Raw genomic sequence first — 18,953 nt, 5'->3', positions numbered from 1 at the left:
CACCCATGAGCATCTCTTCCGCAGAAACCGCCGCACCAACCGGCGCTCTGAACCAGATCACAGCCAGCGCGCTGGATTGGACAAACACCATCGTCAATCAGATGAACGGCATCCTGTGGGGCTACCTGCTGATGTATCTTCTGCTTGGCATTGGCGCCTATCTGACCCTGCGTCTGCGCTTCATTCAGATCGTGAACTTCAAAGAGCAGATCCGCCTGACGATGGTGGCGCGCAGCGCGGATGATGCAGGCATCTCGCCGTTTCAGGCCCTCGCAGTCAGCCTCGCCTCCCGCATTGGCACCGGAAACCTTGCCGGGGTGGCCGTGGCGATTTCTCTGGGCGGGCCGGGGGCGATTTTCTGGATGTGGATTGTGGCGCTTTTGGGCATGGCCACCTCCTTTGCCGAAGCGGCGCTGGCCCAGCTCTATAAAACCCGCGATGACAGCGGCCACTACCGCGGCGGCCCCGCGTTTTACATCGCACGTGGCCTGAACATGCCGTGGCTGGGGGCGCTGTCTTCGGTGTTCCTGATCTTTGCTTTCGGTCTGGTGGTGAATGCCGTGCAATCCAATTCCATCGCACAGGCCATGCACCGCGCCTTTGAGGTGCCGGAAATTCTCTCTGGCGTACTGCTGGCCGCAGCCACCGGCCTTGTGATCTTTGGTGGCATCCGCGCCATCACCCGCGTGGCCTCTCTACTGGTGCCGTTTATGGCCGGGGCCTATATTCTGGTGGCACTCTATGTTCTGCTGACCAATGCCGCGGATGTGCCCGGCGCACTTGTACAAATCGTGAAAGGCGCTTTTGGCCTGCAAGAGGCCGCGGGAGGAGCCGCCGGAGGCATGACCGCTGCGCTGCTCAACGGGGTAAAACGCGGGCTCTTCTCCAATGAGGCAGGCATGGGCTCTGCACCCAATATCGCCGCCGCTGCCACACCCGTGCCCCATCACCCGGCCTCGCAGGGATTTGTGCAGGCCTTTGGTGTTTTCATCGACACCATCCTTGTCTGCACGGCCACCGCTGTGATGATCATCCTCTCCGGTGCAGATAAAATGGTTGATGCGGATGGCAACACGCTTGAGGGCATCGCCATGACGCAACAGGCTGCCGCCGCTTTCCTTGGCCCCTTTGGCACCTATTTCATCGCAATCGCCGTATTGCTGTTTGCCTTCACCACCATCATTGCCTGCTATGGCTATGCGGAAAGCGGCATGGTCTTCCTGAAAAAAGATGGCCCCAAGGCGCTTGGCTTGCTGCGGGTGTTCCTCCTGCTGTTCCTGATCTGGGGGGCGGTCCAATCGGTGGGCGTGGTGTTCAACGCGGCGGACATGTCCATTGGCTTGATGGCGCTGCTTAATCTGGTGGCGCTGGCCTTGCTGTCACCCGTGGTGATCCGTCTGGCGCGTGACTATCAGGCGCAGCGCAAAGCGGGCCAGACGCCCAGCTTCCACATCACAGATCACCCTGATCTGGCCAAAGGTGTGGACGCGCAAATCTGGAAGTAAACAGGCCTGCTGCGGGCGCACGCGCCTGCACCCGCAGCAGCGGACTTGCAATCAATGGGCCTTGTGGTAGGAGGTCTGCGGTAATTTCTTCACTTGGGACAGCCCTGTCATGGACGATCTGCGCATCAAATACATCGACGCCATTGCCGCCGCTGCGGATGAAGCCGCTCTGGAAGAGCTGCGCCTGCAGGCCGTGGGCAAAAAGGGCGAAGTCAGCCTGAAAATGCGCGAGCTGGGCAAGATGACCCCAGAAGAGCGTCAGGTGGCAGGCCCGGCGCTCAATGCGCTGAAAAACGAAATCAACTCTGCGCTGGCGGCCAAGAAGGTTGCGCTGGCCGATGCCGCGCTGGATGCCCGTCTGGCCACCGAATGGCTGGATGTGACGCTGCCTGCGCGCAACCGCCGCGTCGGCACCATTCACCCGATCAGCCAGGTGACCGAAGAGGTCACCGCAATCTTTGCCGACATGGGTTTCTCCGTGGCCGAAGGGCCGCAGATTGAAACCGACTGGTATAACTTTGACGCGCTCAACATCCCCGGCCACCACCCGGCCCGCGCCGAGATGGACACGTTTTACACCCATCGCGCCGAAGGGGACGAACGCCCACCCCATGTGCTGCGCACCCACACGAGCCCGGTACAAATCCGCTCGATGGAGAAAACCGGCGCGCCGATCCGCATCATCTGCCCCGGTCGTGTGTACCGCGCCGATTATGATCAGACCCACACCCCGATGTTCCATCAGGTCGAGGGCCTTGCTTTGGGCCGCGACATCTCCATGGCGAACCTGAAATGGGTGCTGGAAGAATTCTTCTCTGCCTTCTTCGGCACCGAAGTGAAAACCCGCTTCCGCGCCTCGCACTTCCCTTTCACGGAACCTTCCGCTGAGGTGGACATTCAGTGCAGCTGGGAAGGCGGCACCGTGAAAGTGGGCGAAGGCGACGACTGGCTTGAGGTGCTGGGCTCCGGCATGGTGCACCCCAAGGTGCTTGAGGCGGGCGGCATTGATCCAAATGAGTACCAAGGCTTTGCTTTTGGCATCGGGATCGACCGTCTGGCGATGCTGAAATACGGCATCCCCGATCTGCGTGCTTTCTTTGACAGCGACCTGCGCTGGCTGCGCCACTATGGCTTTGCCAGCCTCGACCAGCCAACGCTGCATGGTGGTTTGAATCGGTGAGCCTACTGCCCGAGGAACTTCGCTCGTTTTACCGAGAGGCTTTCCTCGGCGAGATGCCACCAGAGGGCATCGTGCGCCATAAAAGGAAGCAATTTAGAGCGGAACATCATTATTTTCCTGCTTTGAAGTATTGGACAGACTACCAAGCGAAGTTCGAGTACTTGGACGTAAAGTCCCAAGGACTACTAGCGGGGGCGAGTATCAATACTGCCGTCTTTGCCATTTTTTTGACTAGACGATCGCCCGCAACCGATACTACCCCACTGATTGACACGTTCATCTTATTGGTCGCGTTTTTGGGTTTCGCGTGCGTAATATACTCTGCCATTTGTTCTTTGAGATGTTTCGCTACTACAACAGGCGCTCCATTTAGAAGCTTTGTGAAGCGGATACGCAAATTCGAAGACGCTTTCATCGGTGTTGAAGGGAAAAAACGCGAGGCTGCGATAGACTGGCTCCTTTCTTCCTATACGGAATTGATCGCCGCGCCTTTTCACCTGCATCCAGAAATTAAAGAATGCTTGAAGCAAGAGTTTGACAAGCTGTGTCAGGCAGCGCCGCTGGCTGGAGTAAAGATCAAACTTTCCTTCGACGAAATCGACAAAGAGCTTCGAGGAATTTTTGATGAACTGCGATACCGTGCTGAAAGAGAAGTTGAAATCAGGCATAGTAGATATGCCTCTGCCAGAGTATCGCTTAGATTCAGCATCTTGCTGCTTGCCCTGCTAGTGTTTCTGGTTGCTGAAAAGCACCTGAATTTAACACCACTCTAGAACCTAGCACCAAATCACTGGCACTTTCACAAATGCCTATGCAACCGAACAAACTAGACTTGCAATTCAACTAGAATGTCATGACCCGCCTCCTCATTGTTGAAAGCAACTCCACCGATCTTCTGGCGCAAAGCCGGTCTGCTTCCGCCTATTTCCTGAAAGCCTTTCAGGCGCTGATCCCCCATGCGGAACTGCGGGTGGTGGCGCCTTATGCCGCGCCGCTCACTGCCGCTGTGTTTGACGGCGTCGATGGCATTGTGTTCACCGGGTCCGGCGTGGATTGGACCACCTGTGATGCGCGGGCGGCCCCCTTGCGGGCCGCGATGGAATTGGCCTTTGCCACTGGCCTGCCGGTCTGGGGATCGTGCAATGGCATGCAATTGGCGGCCTCGGTTCTGGGCGGCCATGTGAACGATTCGCCCAATGGGTTGGAGTTTGGCCTGGCCGCGCAGGTCACCTTTACCGAAGCGGGCCGGGCGCATCCGATGTTTGGCCAGCGCGATTGCGGCCTCTCCAGCCCCTGCATTCACTCCCATGAGGTGGTGCGCCTGCCGGAGGGCGCTGAAATCCTCGCCTTCAATGCCCACTCACAGGTTCAGGCGATGGCCTATACCAAAGGCGGCGTGAACTTCTGGGGCGTGCAATACCACCCTGAAATGAGTGCGCTGGACATCGGGCGGATTGCCGGATTTTTGAGCCTGCGCGACGATCATGCCGCCATGGTGCCCGATCTGATGTGCGCCGACACAGATCAAGCCGCAGCAGAACGGCTGGGCGTGCGCGCCGGTGATCTGTCCCCACATATGCGCATGCGCGAACTCTCCAACTGGCTGACCCACATCGGTGTGGCCGCCTGATACATCTCCGCTGCCCCACATATATGTGACGTGACACGCCGCCCCGCTGGGCTAATGTCAGCGTCATGACACGCCTTGCCCTTCGCCTCTCCGCCTGTGTGGCGCTGTTTTTCCTCGCGGCCATGGGACCATGGAAAAGCGATGCCGCAGCCTGCGGCGAGGATATCGCCTGCCCTTTGGGGGAGCGCTCCTATCATGTGATGGCCCCGGACGGTTGGGATGGCCTCACCCCTCTGCCTGTGTTGCTGCATTTTCACGGCTGGTCGCGCACCGGCACCCATGCACAGCGCTCTGATCGTGTGGGAGCCTCCACCAAACGGCGTGGCGTGCTTCTGGTGACCCCCAATGGCCTTAACAAAAGCTGGAATTTCTGGAACGCAGACAGCCCGGATGTGCCGTTTGCTGATGCGGTGCTGGCAGATGTGGCGCAACGCTTCCCGGTGGATACCACGAAAATCTATGTCTCCGGCTACTCTTTTGGATCCGCGATGGCGTGGCGCTATGCCTGCGCCAGCGGCAATGACGTGGCCGCACTTCTGGCAATCGCGGGCAGCCTTGATCAGAGCGAAACCTGCGCTGAGGCCCCCGCAGAGGTGCGCCATGTGCATGGTCTGGCCGATACGGTGATGGATTTCCCAATGGGACCGAATGGCGATACCACCTATCCCGTGGCGCTGTGGCGGCGCGCGCTGAACTGTGGGACACCGGGCGTGGATCAAGGCGACTGGCAAGTGCGCAGCTTCCTGACGCTCAGCCGCACCACTTGGGACTGCGAGGGCGGCGCGGTGACACTGGATCTGCATCCGGGCGGGCACTTCATTCCCCATGGGTGGATTGGCCATCAATTGGACGCGCTTTTGGGCCTCACCCCAAGCTATCCGTGATCCCTATATTGCAGCAAGGCTTGCACATAAGGGCAATCTTTGTCATTGCCTGCTGCAACAAACATGGCTTGCCATAGGACACCGGACAGATGAAATTCACTCTTTCTTGGCTGAAAGACCACCTTGAGACCGACGCAAGCGTTGACGAGATTGTCGAAGCGCTGACCGACCTTGGCCTTGAGGTAGAAGACGTATCCAACCCCGCAGAGCGGCTGGCCGGATTTACCCTCGGCAAAGTGGTGCATGCCGAAAAGCACCCGGATGCAGATAAGCTGCGCGTTTGCAAGGTCGCCACCGACGAAGGGGAACTGCAAATCATCTGTGGTGCGCCCAATGCGCGCGAAGGCATCACCGTGGTTGTGTGCAAACCCGGCATGTATATTCCCGGTCTGGATATCACCATCAGCGTGGGCAAGATCCGTGGCGTGGAAAGCTATGGCATGATGGCCTCTGAGCGTGAACTGGAGCTGTCAGATGAACATGACGGCATCATCGAACTGCCCTCTGGCGAAGTGGGCGACAAATTTGTCGACTGGCTGGCGGCAAACAGCCCGTCCAAAGTGGACACAATGATCGAGATTGCGATCACGCCAAACCGCCCGGATGCTCTGGGCGTGCGCGGCATCGCGCTGGATCTGGCGGCGCGGGGTCTGGGCAAGATGAAACCCGCCAAAACCGCAACCATCGAAGGCAGTTTTGAGAGCCCGATCTCAGTGACCATTGATGACGACACCAAGACCGACGGCTGCGAAGTCTTTGCCGGACGCCTGATCAAAGGTGTGAAAAACGGCCCCTCCCCACAGTGGTTGCAGGACCGTCTGAAAGCCATCGGCCTGCGCCCGATTTCCGCGCTGGTGGACATCACCAACTTCTTCACCTTTGACCGCAACCGCCCGCTGCATGTGTTTGACGCCGACAAGGTCAACGGCAACCTGCGGGTGCACCGCACCGAAGGTGGTGAGACCCTGATGGGGCTGGACGAAAAAGAATACACATTTGCCCCCGGCATGGTGGTGATTTCTGACGATACGGCGGTCGAATCCATCGGCGGCATCATGGGGGGGCTGTCTACAGGCTGCACCGAGGACACCACCAATGTCTTCCTTGAGGCCGCGGTTTGGGATCACATTCAAATCGCCTACACAGGCCGTGGTCTGAAGATCAACACCGACGCGCGCTATCGCAACGAACGTGGCATCGACCCGGCTTACAACATGCAGGCCATGGAGGATGCCACCCAGATGATCCTCGATCTCTGCGGCGGTGAAGCCTCCACCATCGTCACCGCTGGCGAAGTGCCGGATGTGTCGCGCGCCTATAAGCTGGACACAGATCGCGTGCAGTCTCTTGTGGGCATGGAGATCCCTGCCGAGACTCAGCGCGCCACGCTCGAAGCCCTTGGTTTTACCATCGAAGGCGACATGGCCCATGTGCCAAGCTGGCGGCCGGATGTGCGCGGTTCTGCCGATCTGGTCGAAGAGGTGGCCCGCATCGCCTCGCTGACCAAGCTGGAAGGCAAGCCTCTGCCCCGCGCCAGTGCGGGCCTGCCGGAGCAGATCCTGTCACCCATGCAAAAACGCGAACAGATCGCGCGCCGCACGACGGCCGCACTGGGCTACAACGAATGTGTGACCTACAGCTTCATCGACAAAGCGGCGGCAGAACTGTTTGGCGGTGGCTCTGAGGCGACCATGCTGGAGAACCCGATTTCCAGCGAGATGAGCCACATGCGCCCATCGCTGCTGCCCGGCCTGTTGCAAGCCGCAGCCCGCAATCAGGCACGTGGATTCATGGATATGGCGCTGTTTGAATGTGGCGCCGTGTTCCACGGTGGTGAGCCGGGTGAGCAGGAAAACCTGCTGACCGGTATTCTGGTGGGTCGCACTGTTGGCAAAGACATCCATGGCGAAAGCCGTGGCGTGGATATCTATGACGCCAAGGCGGATATGGAAGCGGTGATGGAAGCGCTCGGCGCGCCTGCCAAGCTGACCTACAACCGTGGCGTCAACGGCTGGTGGCATCCGGGCCGCAGCGCGAAGGTTGGTCTGGGCCCGAAGAAAATCCTTGGTGCCTTTGGTGAGATTCACCCCAAGGTGCTGGATGCGCTGAATGTGAAAGGCCCGGTTGTGGCCTTTGCTATCCACATCGCCGACATCCCGCTGCCACGCAAAAAATCCGCCTCCAAAGGCGCTGTGACCATGTCTGATCTGCAAGCGGTGGAACGTGATTTTGCCTTTGTGGTGGATGGCGATGTCGAAGCACTGACGCTGGTGAATGCGGCGGCTGGTGCAGATAAGGCGCTGATCGAAAACGTGCGCGTCTTTGACGAATTCATCGGCGGTGCATTGGGAGAGGGCAAAAAATCCCTCGCCATCACCGTGCGCCTGCAACCCACCGACAAGACGCTGAAAGAAGCCGATATCGAGGCCGTCGCGGCCAAGATCGTCGAGAAGGTGACCAAGGCCACCGGCGGCACTCTGCGCGGCTGATACATCCGCCAAACAGTATCAAGATCACAAAACGCGCCCCCTGTTGGGCGCGTTTTTGTTATGCTCCCGCGAGATGCGCCGCCAATGTATCAAACACCAATCGCATACGGCGACTGTTGTGCAACTCGCGGTGTGTGGTCAGCCAGATTGGGAAGACAATCGGATCAAGCTTCGGCAGAATACGCTCCACCCCCGGTGTCATCTCCGCCACTTCCTCAGCCATGGGCGCGATGCCAAACCCCTGTTTGCACATCTCCCACGCCACAAGCCCGCTGTCGGATCCAGTGCGAAAATTCTCCTCCGTGATTGGAAACCCCAAAGGTGTGAGATGCGCCAGCATCCGTGCCACATTGCCGGAGCCAATAAAATCATGGGCCGTGAGATCGTCCAGCGCCTGCGGCCTGCCACGCCGTTCCAGATAGTCGGTGGCGGCATAGAAATATCCGTTGGCCTCCCGCACCAGACGCGCAATCAGATCCGGTTGTTCCGGGCGCACATGGCGCACCGCAATATCAGCCTCCCGCCGCATCAGATCCTGCACATCATCAGAGGCCACCACATCAATGATCAGGCCTGGTGCCTTGGCACGCAGCTCTCGCAGGATCGGCGGCAGCAGATAGACAGAATAGACATCAGAGGCGGTGATCACCACTCGCCCAGCAACAGTTTGCCGCTGCCCGGAAGCCACAAGCGCCACCCGATCTGCCGCCGCGCGCATGGCCCGCACATGCTCCAGCAATTCTCCCCCGGCCACGGTCAAAGCAAGGCTGCGCCCCACCCGTTCAAACAGCATCACGCCCAAATCCGCTTCCAGCGCGGCCACTTGCCGCCCAACCGTGGGCTGGGTCTGGCCAAGTTTGCGCGCTGCAGCAGACAGAGAGCCTTCCTCGGCCGTCGTCAAAAAGGCGCGGATATGGTTCCAGTCAAAGGGGACATTGGGATCAACCATGCATTTACGTATAACAAACCTGCGAATTTCGGCAATTCTCATAGGGTTTATGTATACCTACATTGCTCGACAAAGGAGCCCACCATGCAAAACATCGCCAAATTCTGGGACGGGATCGCGGAGAAATACGCCAAGTCCGACATCCGCGACATGCAATCCTACACCTACACGCTGGAGCGCACCCGCTCTTATCTTGCCCACACAGACCGCGCACTTGAGCTGGGCTGTGGCACCGCAGGCACGGCCATTGCCCTAGCGGATGCGGTTGCCGAAATGGTCGCCACCGATGTCTCCAACGGCATGTTGGATGTGGGGCGGGAGCGCGCCAAGACGGCTCAGACAAGCAACCTCCAGCTGCTGCAAGCCACCGCAGAAACCGCGCCAGATGGCCCGTTTGACGTGGTGATGGCGCATAATCTCCTGCATCTTCTCCCAGATCCAGACAGCGCCTATGCCGCCATCGCCGCCCGGGTCAAACCCGGCGGGCTTTTCATCTCCAAAACCCCTTGCCTCGGCGAAAAAATCACCTCGCTCAGAGTGCGCCTGATCAAGCTCGCCCTGCCCCTGCTTCAGCTGTTGGGCAAAGCCCCTTTCGTGCGTTTTGTGACCATCGCAGAGCTCGAAGCCGCCGTGACAGCTGCCGGGTTTCAGATCATTGAAAGCGGCAACTTCCCGGCAAATCCACCAAGCCGCTATCTGGTAGCCCGTAAAATCTGACACTGCATCAGCCACCGGGGGATTGGTGCGCCCGGCTGGACAGGCTATGACCATGCCAGGCAAAAGAGGATACCCCATGAGCTTGAATGTTTACCTGTCCGGCGAGATTCACACAGATTGGCGTGAGCAGATCATCACCGGTGCCGCCGACCTGAATGTCACCTTCAACAGCCCGGTGACCGATCACGGCGCATCCGATGATTGCGGCGTGGCCATTTTGGGCGCAGAAGACAACAAATACTGGCACGACCATAAGGGCGCTATGGTCAATGCGATCCGCACCCGCAAGGGGATTGAAGACGCTGATGTGGTCGTGGTGCGCTTTGGCGAGAAATACCGTCAATGGAACGCCGCCTTTGATGCCGGCTATGCGGCGGCGCTTGGCAAATCCATCATCGTGCTGTCCATGCCCGATCAGCAACACGCGCTGAAAGAAGTGCACGCCGCCGCTCTGGCCGTGGCCGAAGAACCCCGTCAGGTGGTCGAGATCCTGCGCTACGTGCAATCCGGCGCCCTGCCCCAAAGCTGAGGTGTACCTCTGCCACAGAGGCGTCTGACGCATCGTCAGCCTTGCGCGCTCAAAACCTGCCCTCCTAAGTTGTGGCAACACGGGAGGGCACTATGGAATTTGACTACATCATCGTGGGCGGCGGCTCCGCAGGCTGTGTGCTGGCATCACGCCTCACAGAAGATGCCGACACCACCGTCTGTCTGGTGGAAGCTGGCGGCAAGGGCGAAGACATCTTCATCCGCGCCCCTGCTCTGATTGCCGCGATGGTGCCCGGTCGCCCTAAAATCAACAACTGGGCGCTGCACACCACGCCCCAGCCCGGCCTCAACAACCGACGCGGCTTTCAACCCCGCGGCAAAGCCCTCGGCGGCAGCTCGGCCATCAACGCCATGCTCTATATCCGCGGCCATCAGCAGGACTATGACGAATGGGCCGAGCTGGGTTGTGAGGGCTGGGATTGGCAAAGCGTCCTGCCCTACTTCAAAAAGGCTGAGGGCAATCAGCGCGGCGGCGATGCGCTGCATGGTCAAGCCGGCCCGCTTCAGGTCGGCGATCAAGCCGAACCCCGCCCGATCAACGACGCCTTCATCGAGGCCTGCAATCGCCACCAGATCCGCAGCACCACAGATTTCAATGGCCCCGATCAGGAAGGCGCTGGCCACTATCAGGTGACGCAGTTCTATGAGGGGGATCACAAAGGCGAACGCTGCTCCGCCGCTGCCGCCTATCTGCGCGAGAATTTACATCGCCCCAACCTGACCGTGATGACCAAAACCCAGGCCCGCAAGGTGCTGACCGAAGGCCGCCGCGCCACCGGTCTGGAGATCAAACGCGCCGGTCAGGTGCAGGCCCTGACAGCGCGCAAAGAGGTGATCCTCTCCAGCGGTGCCTTTGGTTCCCCACAACTGCTGCTGTTGTCAGGCATCGGCCCCAAAGCTGAGATCGAAAAACACGGCATCCCTCTGGTGCATGAGCTGCCCGGCGTGGGCAAAAACCTGCAAGACCACCTCGATCATGTCCTCAGCTATAAAAACAAAAAGAAAGACACCGTGGGGCTGACACCGGGGGGGCTGGCCAAAATGGGCAAAGCCGCGCTGCGCTGGCGCAAAACCGGCACGGGCCTCTTTGCCTCGCCCTTTGCCGAAAGCGGTGCCTTCTTCAAAACCGATCCCAGCCTGTCACGTCCCGACATTCAGCTGCATTTCGTGGTGGGTATCGTGGATCAGCACAACCGCAAAATGCACCTGCCCTATGGCTACAGCTGTCACCTCTGCGTGCTGCGCCCTCAAAGCCGTGGCAGCGTGACCCTGCACTCTGCCAATCCCGCCAAGCCCCCCAAAATCGATCCCGGCTTTCTGGAAAACGAGGCCGATCTGACGGTCATGAAGAAAGCTGCGAAAATGCTCGACAGCATCATGGATGATCCGGCCTTGGCCGCCTGGCGCGGCAGCCGCTACTATGATCACGACGGCTCCGATAAGGCCTGGGAAGAGGACATCCGCAACCGGGCCGATACCATCTATCACCCGGTTGGCACCTGCAAAATGGGCACTGACCCCATGGCCGTGGTTGACAAAGACTGCCGTGTCCATGGCATGGAGGGCCTGCGCGTGGTGGATGCCTCGATCATGCCACGTCTGATTGGCGGCAACACCAATGCCCCAACCATCATGATTGGTGAAAAACTGGCCGACGCAATCCGCAGCGCCTAGGCTCAGGACCCACTAATTTTTCTGCACCGGTGCTAAAACGTTAATGGGTCCTGAGCCTAAGCTTCATTTGACCTGAAATATCCTCGGGGGTCAGGGGGCAGACAGCCCCCTGTTCTTTTACTCCCCGCCTCAGACCGGGCGCGGTGGAATATTCAGACCCGCCTGCACCGCAGGACGCGCCAAGAAGCGCGCCAGATAGGCGTTCACATTGCGATAGTCGTCCCAGCCGACAAGCTCCTGCGTGCCATAATAAGCCAAGGCATTGAGCCATGGCGCAATGGCAATATCCGCAATCGAGTAGGATCCGGTGATCCAGTCACGCCCCTCCAATTGCCGCTCCAACACTGCCAGCAACCGCTTGGCCTCCAGCCGGAAGCGCTCTCTGGGGCGGGGATCTTCAATCTCTGCACCGGCAAATTTGGTGAAATACCCAAGCTGCCCCAGCATCGGGCCCAGCCCGCCCATCTGAAACATCACCCATTTCAGCACATCATATTTCTCAGCCGCAGTCTCTCCGATCAACTGGCCGGTCTTCTCCGCCAGATAGATCAGGATCGCACCGCTCTCAAACAGTTGCACCGCCGCCCCATCCGGGCCCTGCGGATCAATGATCGCGGGTATTTTGTTGTTGGGGTTCAGCACCAGAAATTCCGGGCTGCGCACATCCGCATCACTCAGCGTCACAAGATGCGCCTCATAGGGCAGGCCGATCTCTTCGAGCATGATCGACACTTTCACACCATTGGGCGTGGGAAAGGAATAGAGCTGCAAAAGCTCAGGGTTTTCCGCCGCCCAGCGGCGGTTGATCGGATGCGTTGTCACAGCTGTCATGGCAATCTCCTTCTGCGGCCCTGCGGGGATAGATAAGCTGTTTTTCCCATAGTGCCAGCCACCTGTTCGTGCGCATGACAGCATGATACTGTGCATCAGCGCAGAGCCAATAAAACATGGGACAGGCCCAAAGGGGCACAGGAAGTGGGAGACTGCAAATGGAAACAGTGATTGAACAGGCACAGGGCTTTGCCCCGCTGATCCTCGCGGCGGGCAAGGCCCTGATCGTTCTGGTGATCGGCTGGATGGTGGCCGGTGCCGTCAGCCGCATGGTCCGCAACCGGGTCAACAAAACCCCTGAAATCGACAAGACCCTCGGCAATTTTGCCGCCAGCATCGTACGCTGGGTGATCCTGCTGATGGTGCTTGTGGCCATTCTTGGCATCTTTGGCATCGAAGCCACCTCGCTTGTGGCCATGATGGGTGCTGCCACGCTGGCCATTGGTCTTGCGCTGCAAGGCACGCTCTCTGATCTGGCTGCGGGCTTCATGCTGATCCTGTTCCGCCCTTACAAAATCGGCCAATACGTTGATGTGGGCGGCACCGCAGGCACGGTGGTGGATCTCAACCTCTTTGTGACCGAGCTGGTCACCCCGGACAATGTACAGATCATCATCCCCAACGGTCAGGCGTGGGGCAGCATCATCACCAACTTCTCCGCCCATGACACCCGCCGCGTGGATGTGGTCTTTGGCATCGACTACGGCGATGATGCGGATAAGGCCAAGCAGATCATTCTGGACACAGCCAATGCCGATACCCGCGTGCTCAAGGATCCCGAGGCCTGGGCGCAGGTCACCAATCTGGGCGACAGTTCAGTGGACATCACCATGCGCGTCTGGTGCAACGCCGCCGATTTCTGGGAGCTGAAATTCGGCCTCACACAGGCGGTGAAAGAAGCCTTCGACAAAGACGGCATTTCGATCCCCTACCCGCATACGGTGGAAATCCGGCGCGAAAGCTGACCCTCGCGCAGATCGCGCACTCATCACAGACAAAAGGCACCCTGCGGGGTGCCTTTTTTTCGCGATATTGATGGGGCTTTGCCAGATTACATCAAGATGATCTGGGATGTGCCACTGCCTTCGCGCAGCGCATGCACCGATGCCAGATCCGGATCATTGATCCAGCCTTTGGCCGCCGCGCGGTCCGGGAAGGTCAGGATCACCGCCACCGTGGGCGCAGCGCCACCCCCTTCAATCACCTCCGCCTCCTTGGAAACTTCCATGGCCGCGCCGCCATATTTGTTCAGGGCTGCGCCTGCCTGCGCACGATAGGCGTTAAAACTGTCTGGGTTGGTGATCGTCAGATTGACAAAGGCATAAGCGGTCATGCTGTGCTCCAATTGCTGTTGTGTGACCCTGAGATAGGAGCGCGTCCTCCGATCAAAAATGATCATTGCTGCAAGCCTTATGTGCAAATATGATCACCCTATGCAAAATTGGGACGATCTGAAATTTGTCATGCACACCGCCCGCCATGGCGGCACCAGCGGCGCGGCGCGGGCGCTTGGCGTGAACCACGCGACTGTTGCGCGCCGGATTTCCGCCGCCGAAGCGGCTCTGGGCACGCGATTGTTTGACCGGCTGCCCAGCGGTTATGTCCCCACTGAGGCTGGCTGGGAGGCCGTAGAAGCCGCAGAGGCCATGGCCCGACTCAATCAGGATCTTGACCGCCGCATCACCGCGCGGGACACTGCCATCTCAGGCCCTCTCAAAGTCACCGCTCCGGAATTGCTGATTGCCCGCGTTCTGGCCCCCATCGTGGCAGACTTCCTGCACACCCATCCGGATGTAGAACTCTCGCTGGTGGCCACCAATGCCACACTCAATCTGGCACAGCGGGATGCGGATGTGGCCATCCGTTTTGCCAAGTCTCCACCCGACACGCTGGTGGGCCGACAGCTGTTTGAACAGAAAGGCGCGGTCTTTGCCCATCGCGATCTGATTGCCCGTGACCCCGGCGGCACAGCACCGCTTGATTGGATCCGCTTTGCCCATTGGCCCGGCCCTCCCAAGGAGATCAAAGACATTCGCCCCAATCTGGTGCCCCGGCTCACCGTGGATGACATGGCCGCCGCCGTCGGCGCGGTACGCGCACAGATCGGTGCCACGCGTATGGCCTGCTTTCTGGGTGACAGCGACCCTCTGTTGGCGCGTGTGCCCGGCCTGCCGCTGTTTTCACAGGCGCCGCTTTGGGTGCTGACCCACGCAGACCTGCGTCAGGTCCCCCGCGTGCGCATTTTCACCGAATTTGTCACCACACGCCTCAAAGCACTTCAACCTTTGTTTGAAGGTCAAACGCCCGCCTCACCCTGACTCTGTGTCTCTTGAGGGTCAGAAAACCGATCCGGCGCCTCGGGAACAGAGATCTTGCGCTAGAAAGTCTGCTGCCAGTCAAAGCTCACTACGGTCCGCCCTTCACTGGATCGACGCAGCTCTGAACGCAACTGGCCAATTGTGAGACCAACCATGGCTTCCCCTTCGCCCCACGAGTGATCTGCAGCCGTGTTGGTGAGACCGTCTACACGAATATCTGTATCACTGGTGTTGGTGGATCCAATCGTAAAGCCATAGTCGAAAATCATGCCATTGTTCAGCTCGATAGCTTTCAGAAACTCGGCCGCCACATAATGCGCAACAGAGGATCCAATCCTCTGCGTCGTTGAGGCAAAGGCATAATCCTGTGCCTCTTGCACAATCGCGGCATACCGCAGCGAAATCATTTCCTGAAAGCCAAGCACGTTGTGAAATTGCAGAGCGGGCGAGACATAGCCCACCAGATAGTCCTCTTCTGCACTGTCCAAACCGGTCGCGACAACGGTTGTATCATTGATGGTACGCTCGGAGTTCAGATGCATCACACCAACGTCAAGGCTCCACCCAAGGCCCGTCGGCTTCACCTGAGACAGGCCCGCGACCAAACCGTAACCGGTACTGTCAAAGCCAACATCCGCCTCACTATCTGAATTCAACGCGGTGGCGCCCAGATAGTAGTCCAGACCATTGCTCAGTTGGCCCCCCCGCTGGACGCCAACTCCAGCGCCGCTGTAGTCGCCCGCAAAGGATGCATCCGAACTGTCCGAATAATATCCAAAAACACCAAACCAATTGTCGCCGTCACCAATGGCATCCGACGTGGTGATGCCTCCAGAGGTCCGTGCCCCTCTATGGTGCAGCTGTCCAAGCAGGCCCACGACATTGCGGGTGGTCGCGTTTTGCAGGCTCAGATCGACAACATTCAGGTAGTCTCCATCGACCACATAAGCGCCGTTTTCCACGTTGATTGACGCCAGATCCCCCGGTTGATTTCCGGGTGTGCTGACGAAGCCTGAGCTTGAGAACCCGCCAAATTGGTAGCGGCCAGACACGCCCGCACCGAAATGAAAATGCGCATTTTCGATACTGCTGCCGTTAAAATATGTGGAGCCGCTGATCACCGACCCATCAAGAAAATAGGTATCTGACCGACCATCGTTTGCATATTCCAAGGCCACGCCGCCGCCCAGCGCCAGAATCCTGCCTGAGTTGTGCAAGGTAAGCCCATCCGCAGCATCCACCACTTCGATCAAACCTTGATTGTTTGTCGGTGTGCCCACACGCGTGAGAGTGCCGCTGTTGACCACCGCCACCTCATTGAAATCTCGCAAGTAGATCGCAGCATCGACGGCACCATTTGTGATCGTGCCAGCGTTGTAGACATATCCAGCGCTGCCAGCGCTATTGTCACCATCCAAGTCCAGGACATTGCGCGCAGAAGAGGTCTCATCATTGCGAATGGTGCCAAAGTTGCGCACGACAACGGAGGGGCTATTGAACACATCAATAGGGTATGTGCGGGCAGAGATCGTGCCATAATTGGTGATATCAACACTGTCATCGTTCTGCACATCGATGGCATCTGCATCACTTCTAATCGTGCCATGGTTGATGATCGTGATGGTCACGCCATCGCCATTGGGATCCACAGCATTCACGTCGCTGGAGACCAAGCCTCTGTTAATAATAGTATTATTGTCACCCGTTGTCACAATCGCGGAACTTCCGGCGGTCACAATGGAGGCCGTATCGTCAATCGTGAGGGTGTCATCGCCATCAACGGTATTGCCACCATTGGTGACTGTCGTGGGCGCGATAACCGTAAACTCCTCTGCAAAACCTGGAAGAGCCGCTCCGGATAGTGCCAATAACATCACCACTGCTACGATACGCATTTAGATCCCCTTTGTTGTCCCTCCATACACATCTCATAGGAGGCTTCCTCGCGCGTGGCAGTGGGATACCGACACCCCTCTCGCCACAGCACAGGTTCATGGCCAGAAATGTGCGTTTCCGGTCCTCACTCCCCTTAGGAAGCAGGCCTTAAGAAAACACCAAACATTTTGACAAAAACATTCTAAGCGCATCAGCGCGACATACTGAAAATACCCATAAGAATGTGCCTCATCTGACTGCGCAACAGCGCAACGCGCACATATCTGAGCAAAATACTCAGTAGGCCACACCTACAAGAGATGCAAATGAAATCGAACATAAGACGGTCTGGATCTCGTCGGCAAAACACCCAGTCAGCCTGTCCATTCTTGCACACGCAAAAATGCCCCCAAAGCCACAAGGGCCTTGGAGGCAATACAGTTTAACTCTTCAGCGCCAGCGCCGGGGAGATCACATCAATGCCCAGCGCCTTGCCCACCGCATAGTAGGTGAGCTGACCGGCATGCACATTGAGCCCATTGAGCAGATGCGGATCGTCCTCACAGGCCTGTTTCCAGCCTTTGTCCGCGAGGTTCAGCAGGAACGGCAGGGTGGCATTGCCCAACGCCTGCGTGGAGGTGCGCGCCACCGCGCCCGGCATATTGGCCACGCAATAATGCATGATACCATCCACCTCATAGATCGGATCAGCATGAGTGGTGGCACGGGAGGTTTCAAAACAGCCGCCCTGATCAATCGCCACATCCACCAGCGCCGCACCGGGCTTCATCTCTGAAAGCTGCGCACGCGATACCAGCTTGGGCGCTGCTGCCCCGGGGATCAGCACGGCACCAATCACCATATCCGCCTCCCGCACCAGCTCCGCGGTGGCGCCAGCGGTGGAATATTGGTTCTTGAAGGTGCCGCCAAAGACATCATCAAGATATTTCAGGCGGCTCAGAGAACGGTCCAACACGGTGACATCCGCGCCCATGCCTGCGGCGATCTTGGCCGCATGAGTGCCCACGACACCGCCGCCGATCACCACCACTTTGGCCGGAGCCACACCAGGCACACCGCCCATCAAGACGCCCCGCCCGCCATTGGCCTTTTGCAGGGTCCAGGCCCCCACCTGTGGCGCGAGACGACCCGCCACCTCAGACATCGGCGCCAACAACGGCAGGCCGCCATGCGCGTCGGTCACGGTTTCATAAGCGATGGCCGTACAGCCGCTTTCCATAAGATCCTTGGTCTGCTCCGGATCTGGTGCCAGGTGCAGATAGGTAAACAACAGCTGCCCTTCGCGCAGCATCTTGCGCTCACCGGCCTGCGGCTCTTTCACTTTCACGATCATATCGGCGGCGGCAAAAATCTCTTCTGCGGTGCCAAGGAGAGTCGCGCCCGCCGCGCGGTAGTCCTCATCCTGAAAGCCTGCGCCATTCCCGGCACCGGCCTGAATGATCACCTCATGACCATGCGCCACCGCCTCACGGACGGCATCTGGCGTCATGCCGACACGGAACTCCTGGGGTTTGATTTCAGTTGGGCATCCGATCTTCATCGCGGCATCTCCTCAATGTACCTAAGGTCAGGTTAGGAAGCCCTCGCCGGAATGTGCTTCATTTTTAAGCACTATGAAAACTCGCATTTGCAAAAATCTTCGATTATTTATGACCATGACGCAAGGAGCTTTCATAATATGTCTTTGGATCAGACGGATCGTCGCATCCTCACAGTCCTGCAAAAGCAGGGCCGCATCTCTAATGCTGAACTTTCAGAGAAGGTGAACCTCTCCGCTTCCGCCTGTCACCGGCGTGTGCACCGCCTCGAAGAAGATGGCTATATCCGCGATTACGTGGCGCTGCTGGATCCGCGCAAAATGGATGTGCCCACAACGGTCTTTGTGGAAATCACCCTGTCCGGTCAGGCTGATGAGGTGCTTGATGCCTTTGAAAAGGCCGTGGCCCGCATTCCGGACGTGCTGGAATGCCATCTGATGGCGGGCACGGCGGATTACATTCTGAAGGTGGTGGCACAAAACACCGATGATTTCGCCCGCATCCATCGCCAGCACCTCGCCCGCCTGCCCGGCGTCGCCCAGATGCAAAGCTCCTTTGCCCTGCGCACCGTCTTCAAAACCACAGCCCTGCCGGTGTGACACCCCCTAACGCGGGTGTCACAGTCACAAAGGCCGCGCTCTGATCCTTGTCAGAGCACGGCCGTCTCTTTTGTCACGGCGGTGGCGCCTGCCTCCCGCAGGCGCAGGCTTAAAACATAGTTTTGAGCCGGGCCCAACCAGAAGCGCGCATTTCTAAATGCGCTGCGCCCGGGCGGGAGCCCACCCGGACAATC

Annotated in this window: 17 protein-coding genes; 12 read left to right on the top strand and 5 right to left on the bottom strand. The window is 58.7% G+C overall.

Annotated features, from left to right (window positions below):
- The first annotated feature begins 5 nt into the window (after positions 1-5).
- The 6 genes from J7382_RS03180 (at position 6) to pheT (ending at position 7,688) form a co-directional block, all read left to right on the top strand.
- Positions 6-1,505 (top strand): alanine/glycine:cation symporter family protein, encoded by a 1,500-nt coding sequence (locus J7382_RS03180; protein ID WP_209067068.1) that lies wholly within the window; start codon positions 6-8, stop codon positions 1,503-1,505.
- 109 nt (positions 1,506-1,614) lie between these two features.
- Positions 1,615-2,685 (top strand): phenylalanine--tRNA ligase subunit alpha, encoded by a 1,071-nt coding sequence (pheS, locus tag J7382_RS03175; RefSeq protein WP_058241080.1) that lies wholly within the window; start codon positions 1,615-1,617, stop codon positions 2,683-2,685.
- Entirely contained in the window at positions 2,682-3,458 is a 777-nt protein-coding gene (locus J7382_RS03170) for a hypothetical protein (RefSeq protein WP_209067067.1), read from the top strand. Before pheS ends, J7382_RS03170 begins: the two co-directional genes overlap by 4 nt.
- Before the next feature lie 80 nt (positions 3,459-3,538).
- Complete coding sequence (locus tag J7382_RS03165; RefSeq protein ID WP_209067066.1) at positions 3,539-4,315, top strand: type 1 glutamine amidotransferase; 777 nt, start codon at positions 3,539-3,541, stop codon at positions 4,313-4,315.
- 65 nt (positions 4,316-4,380) lie between these two features.
- Positions 4,381-5,199 (top strand): polyhydroxybutyrate depolymerase, encoded by an 819-nt coding sequence (locus J7382_RS03160; RefSeq protein WP_209067064.1) that lies wholly within the window; start codon positions 4,381-4,383, stop codon positions 5,197-5,199.
- 89 nt (positions 5,200-5,288) lie between these two features.
- The gene (gene pheT / locus J7382_RS03155; RefSeq protein ID WP_209067062.1) at positions 5,289-7,688 is read left to right on the top strand and encodes a phenylalanine--tRNA ligase subunit beta; all 2,400 of its coding nucleotides are present in this window, start codon (positions 5,289-5,291) and stop codon (positions 7,686-7,688) included.
- 58 nt (positions 7,689-7,746) lie between these two features.
- Here pheT and J7382_RS03150 read toward each other — a convergent pair whose 3' ends face one another.
- Positions 7,747-8,637, bottom strand: a complete 891-nt coding sequence (locus J7382_RS03150) for a LysR family transcriptional regulator (protein WP_209067060.1) — start codon at positions 8,635-8,637, stop codon at positions 7,747-7,749.
- 84 nt (positions 8,638-8,721) lie between these two features.
- On the opposite strand from J7382_RS03150, the gene J7382_RS03145 reads away from it, so the two are divergent.
- From J7382_RS03145 to J7382_RS03135, 3 genes are all read left to right on the top strand, one after another.
- Positions 8,722-9,354, top strand: coding sequence for a class I SAM-dependent methyltransferase (locus tag J7382_RS03145; protein ID WP_209067058.1), 633 nt, complete (start codon positions 8,722-8,724; stop codon positions 9,352-9,354).
- Between the two features lie 76 nt (positions 9,355-9,430).
- The gene (locus J7382_RS03140) at positions 9,431-9,883 is read left to right on the top strand and encodes a YtoQ family protein (RefSeq protein ID WP_209067054.1); all 453 of its coding nucleotides are present in this window, start codon (positions 9,431-9,433) and stop codon (positions 9,881-9,883) included.
- Between the two features lie 92 nt (positions 9,884-9,975).
- Positions 9,976-11,577: a GMC family oxidoreductase N-terminal domain-containing protein gene (locus tag J7382_RS03135; protein WP_209067052.1), complete on the top strand. Its 1,602-nt coding sequence runs from the start codon at positions 9,976-9,978 to the stop codon at positions 11,575-11,577.
- A 129-nt stretch (positions 11,578-11,706) separates the two neighbouring features.
- Here the strand turns inward: J7382_RS03135 and J7382_RS03130 are convergent, their stop codons facing one another.
- Positions 11,707-12,408: a glutathione S-transferase N-terminal domain-containing protein gene (locus tag J7382_RS03130; protein WP_209067050.1), complete on the bottom strand. Its 702-nt coding sequence runs from the start codon at positions 12,406-12,408 to the stop codon at positions 11,707-11,709.
- Between the two features lie 158 nt (positions 12,409-12,566).
- Between J7382_RS03130 and J7382_RS03125 the strand changes: the two genes are divergently transcribed.
- Positions 12,567-13,373 carry a mechanosensitive ion channel domain-containing protein gene (locus J7382_RS03125; protein ID WP_209067048.1) on the top strand — a complete coding sequence of 269 codons (807 nt, stop codon included), beginning with the start codon at positions 12,567-12,569 and terminating at the stop codon, positions 13,371-13,373.
- Positions 13,374-13,459: 86 nt separating this feature from the next.
- Here the strand turns inward: J7382_RS03125 and J7382_RS03120 are convergent, their stop codons facing one another.
- The gene (locus J7382_RS03120; protein ID WP_058241071.1) at positions 13,460-13,741 is read right to left on the bottom strand and encodes a DUF1330 domain-containing protein; all 282 of its coding nucleotides are present in this window, start codon (positions 13,739-13,741) and stop codon (positions 13,460-13,462) included.
- A 100-nt stretch (positions 13,742-13,841) separates the two neighbouring features.
- Here J7382_RS03120 and J7382_RS03115 point away from each other — a divergent pair, with 100 nt between their 5' ends.
- Positions 13,842-14,726, top strand: coding sequence for a LysR family transcriptional regulator (locus J7382_RS03115; RefSeq protein ID WP_209067046.1), 885 nt, complete (start codon positions 13,842-13,844; stop codon positions 14,724-14,726).
- Positions 14,727-14,785: 59 nt separating this feature from the next.
- Here the strand turns inward: J7382_RS03115 and J7382_RS03110 are convergent, their stop codons facing one another.
- Both J7382_RS03110 and ald read right to left on the bottom strand, forming a co-directional pair.
- Positions 14,786-16,621, bottom strand: coding sequence for a hypothetical protein (locus J7382_RS03110; protein WP_209067044.1), 1,836 nt, complete (start codon positions 16,619-16,621; stop codon positions 14,786-14,788).
- A gap of 422 nt (positions 16,622-17,043) precedes the next feature.
- Complete coding sequence (gene ald, locus J7382_RS03105; protein ID WP_209067042.1) at positions 17,044-18,162, bottom strand: alanine dehydrogenase; 1,119 nt, start codon at positions 18,160-18,162, stop codon at positions 17,044-17,046.
- A 138-nt stretch (positions 18,163-18,300) separates the two neighbouring features.
- Between ald and J7382_RS03100 the strand changes: the two genes are divergently transcribed.
- Positions 18,301-18,759, top strand: a complete 459-nt coding sequence (locus tag J7382_RS03100) for an Lrp/AsnC family transcriptional regulator (RefSeq protein ID WP_209067040.1) — start codon at positions 18,301-18,303, stop codon at positions 18,757-18,759.
- The last annotated feature ends 194 nt before the right edge of the window (positions 18,760-18,953 follow it).

This window comes from Shimia sp. R11_0 (assembly GCF_017744035.1).
Taxonomy (GTDB): domain Bacteria; phylum Pseudomonadota; class Alphaproteobacteria; order Rhodobacterales; family Rhodobacteraceae; genus Shimia; species Shimia marina.
This window is presented reverse-complemented; position numbering and strand designations above follow the sequence as displayed.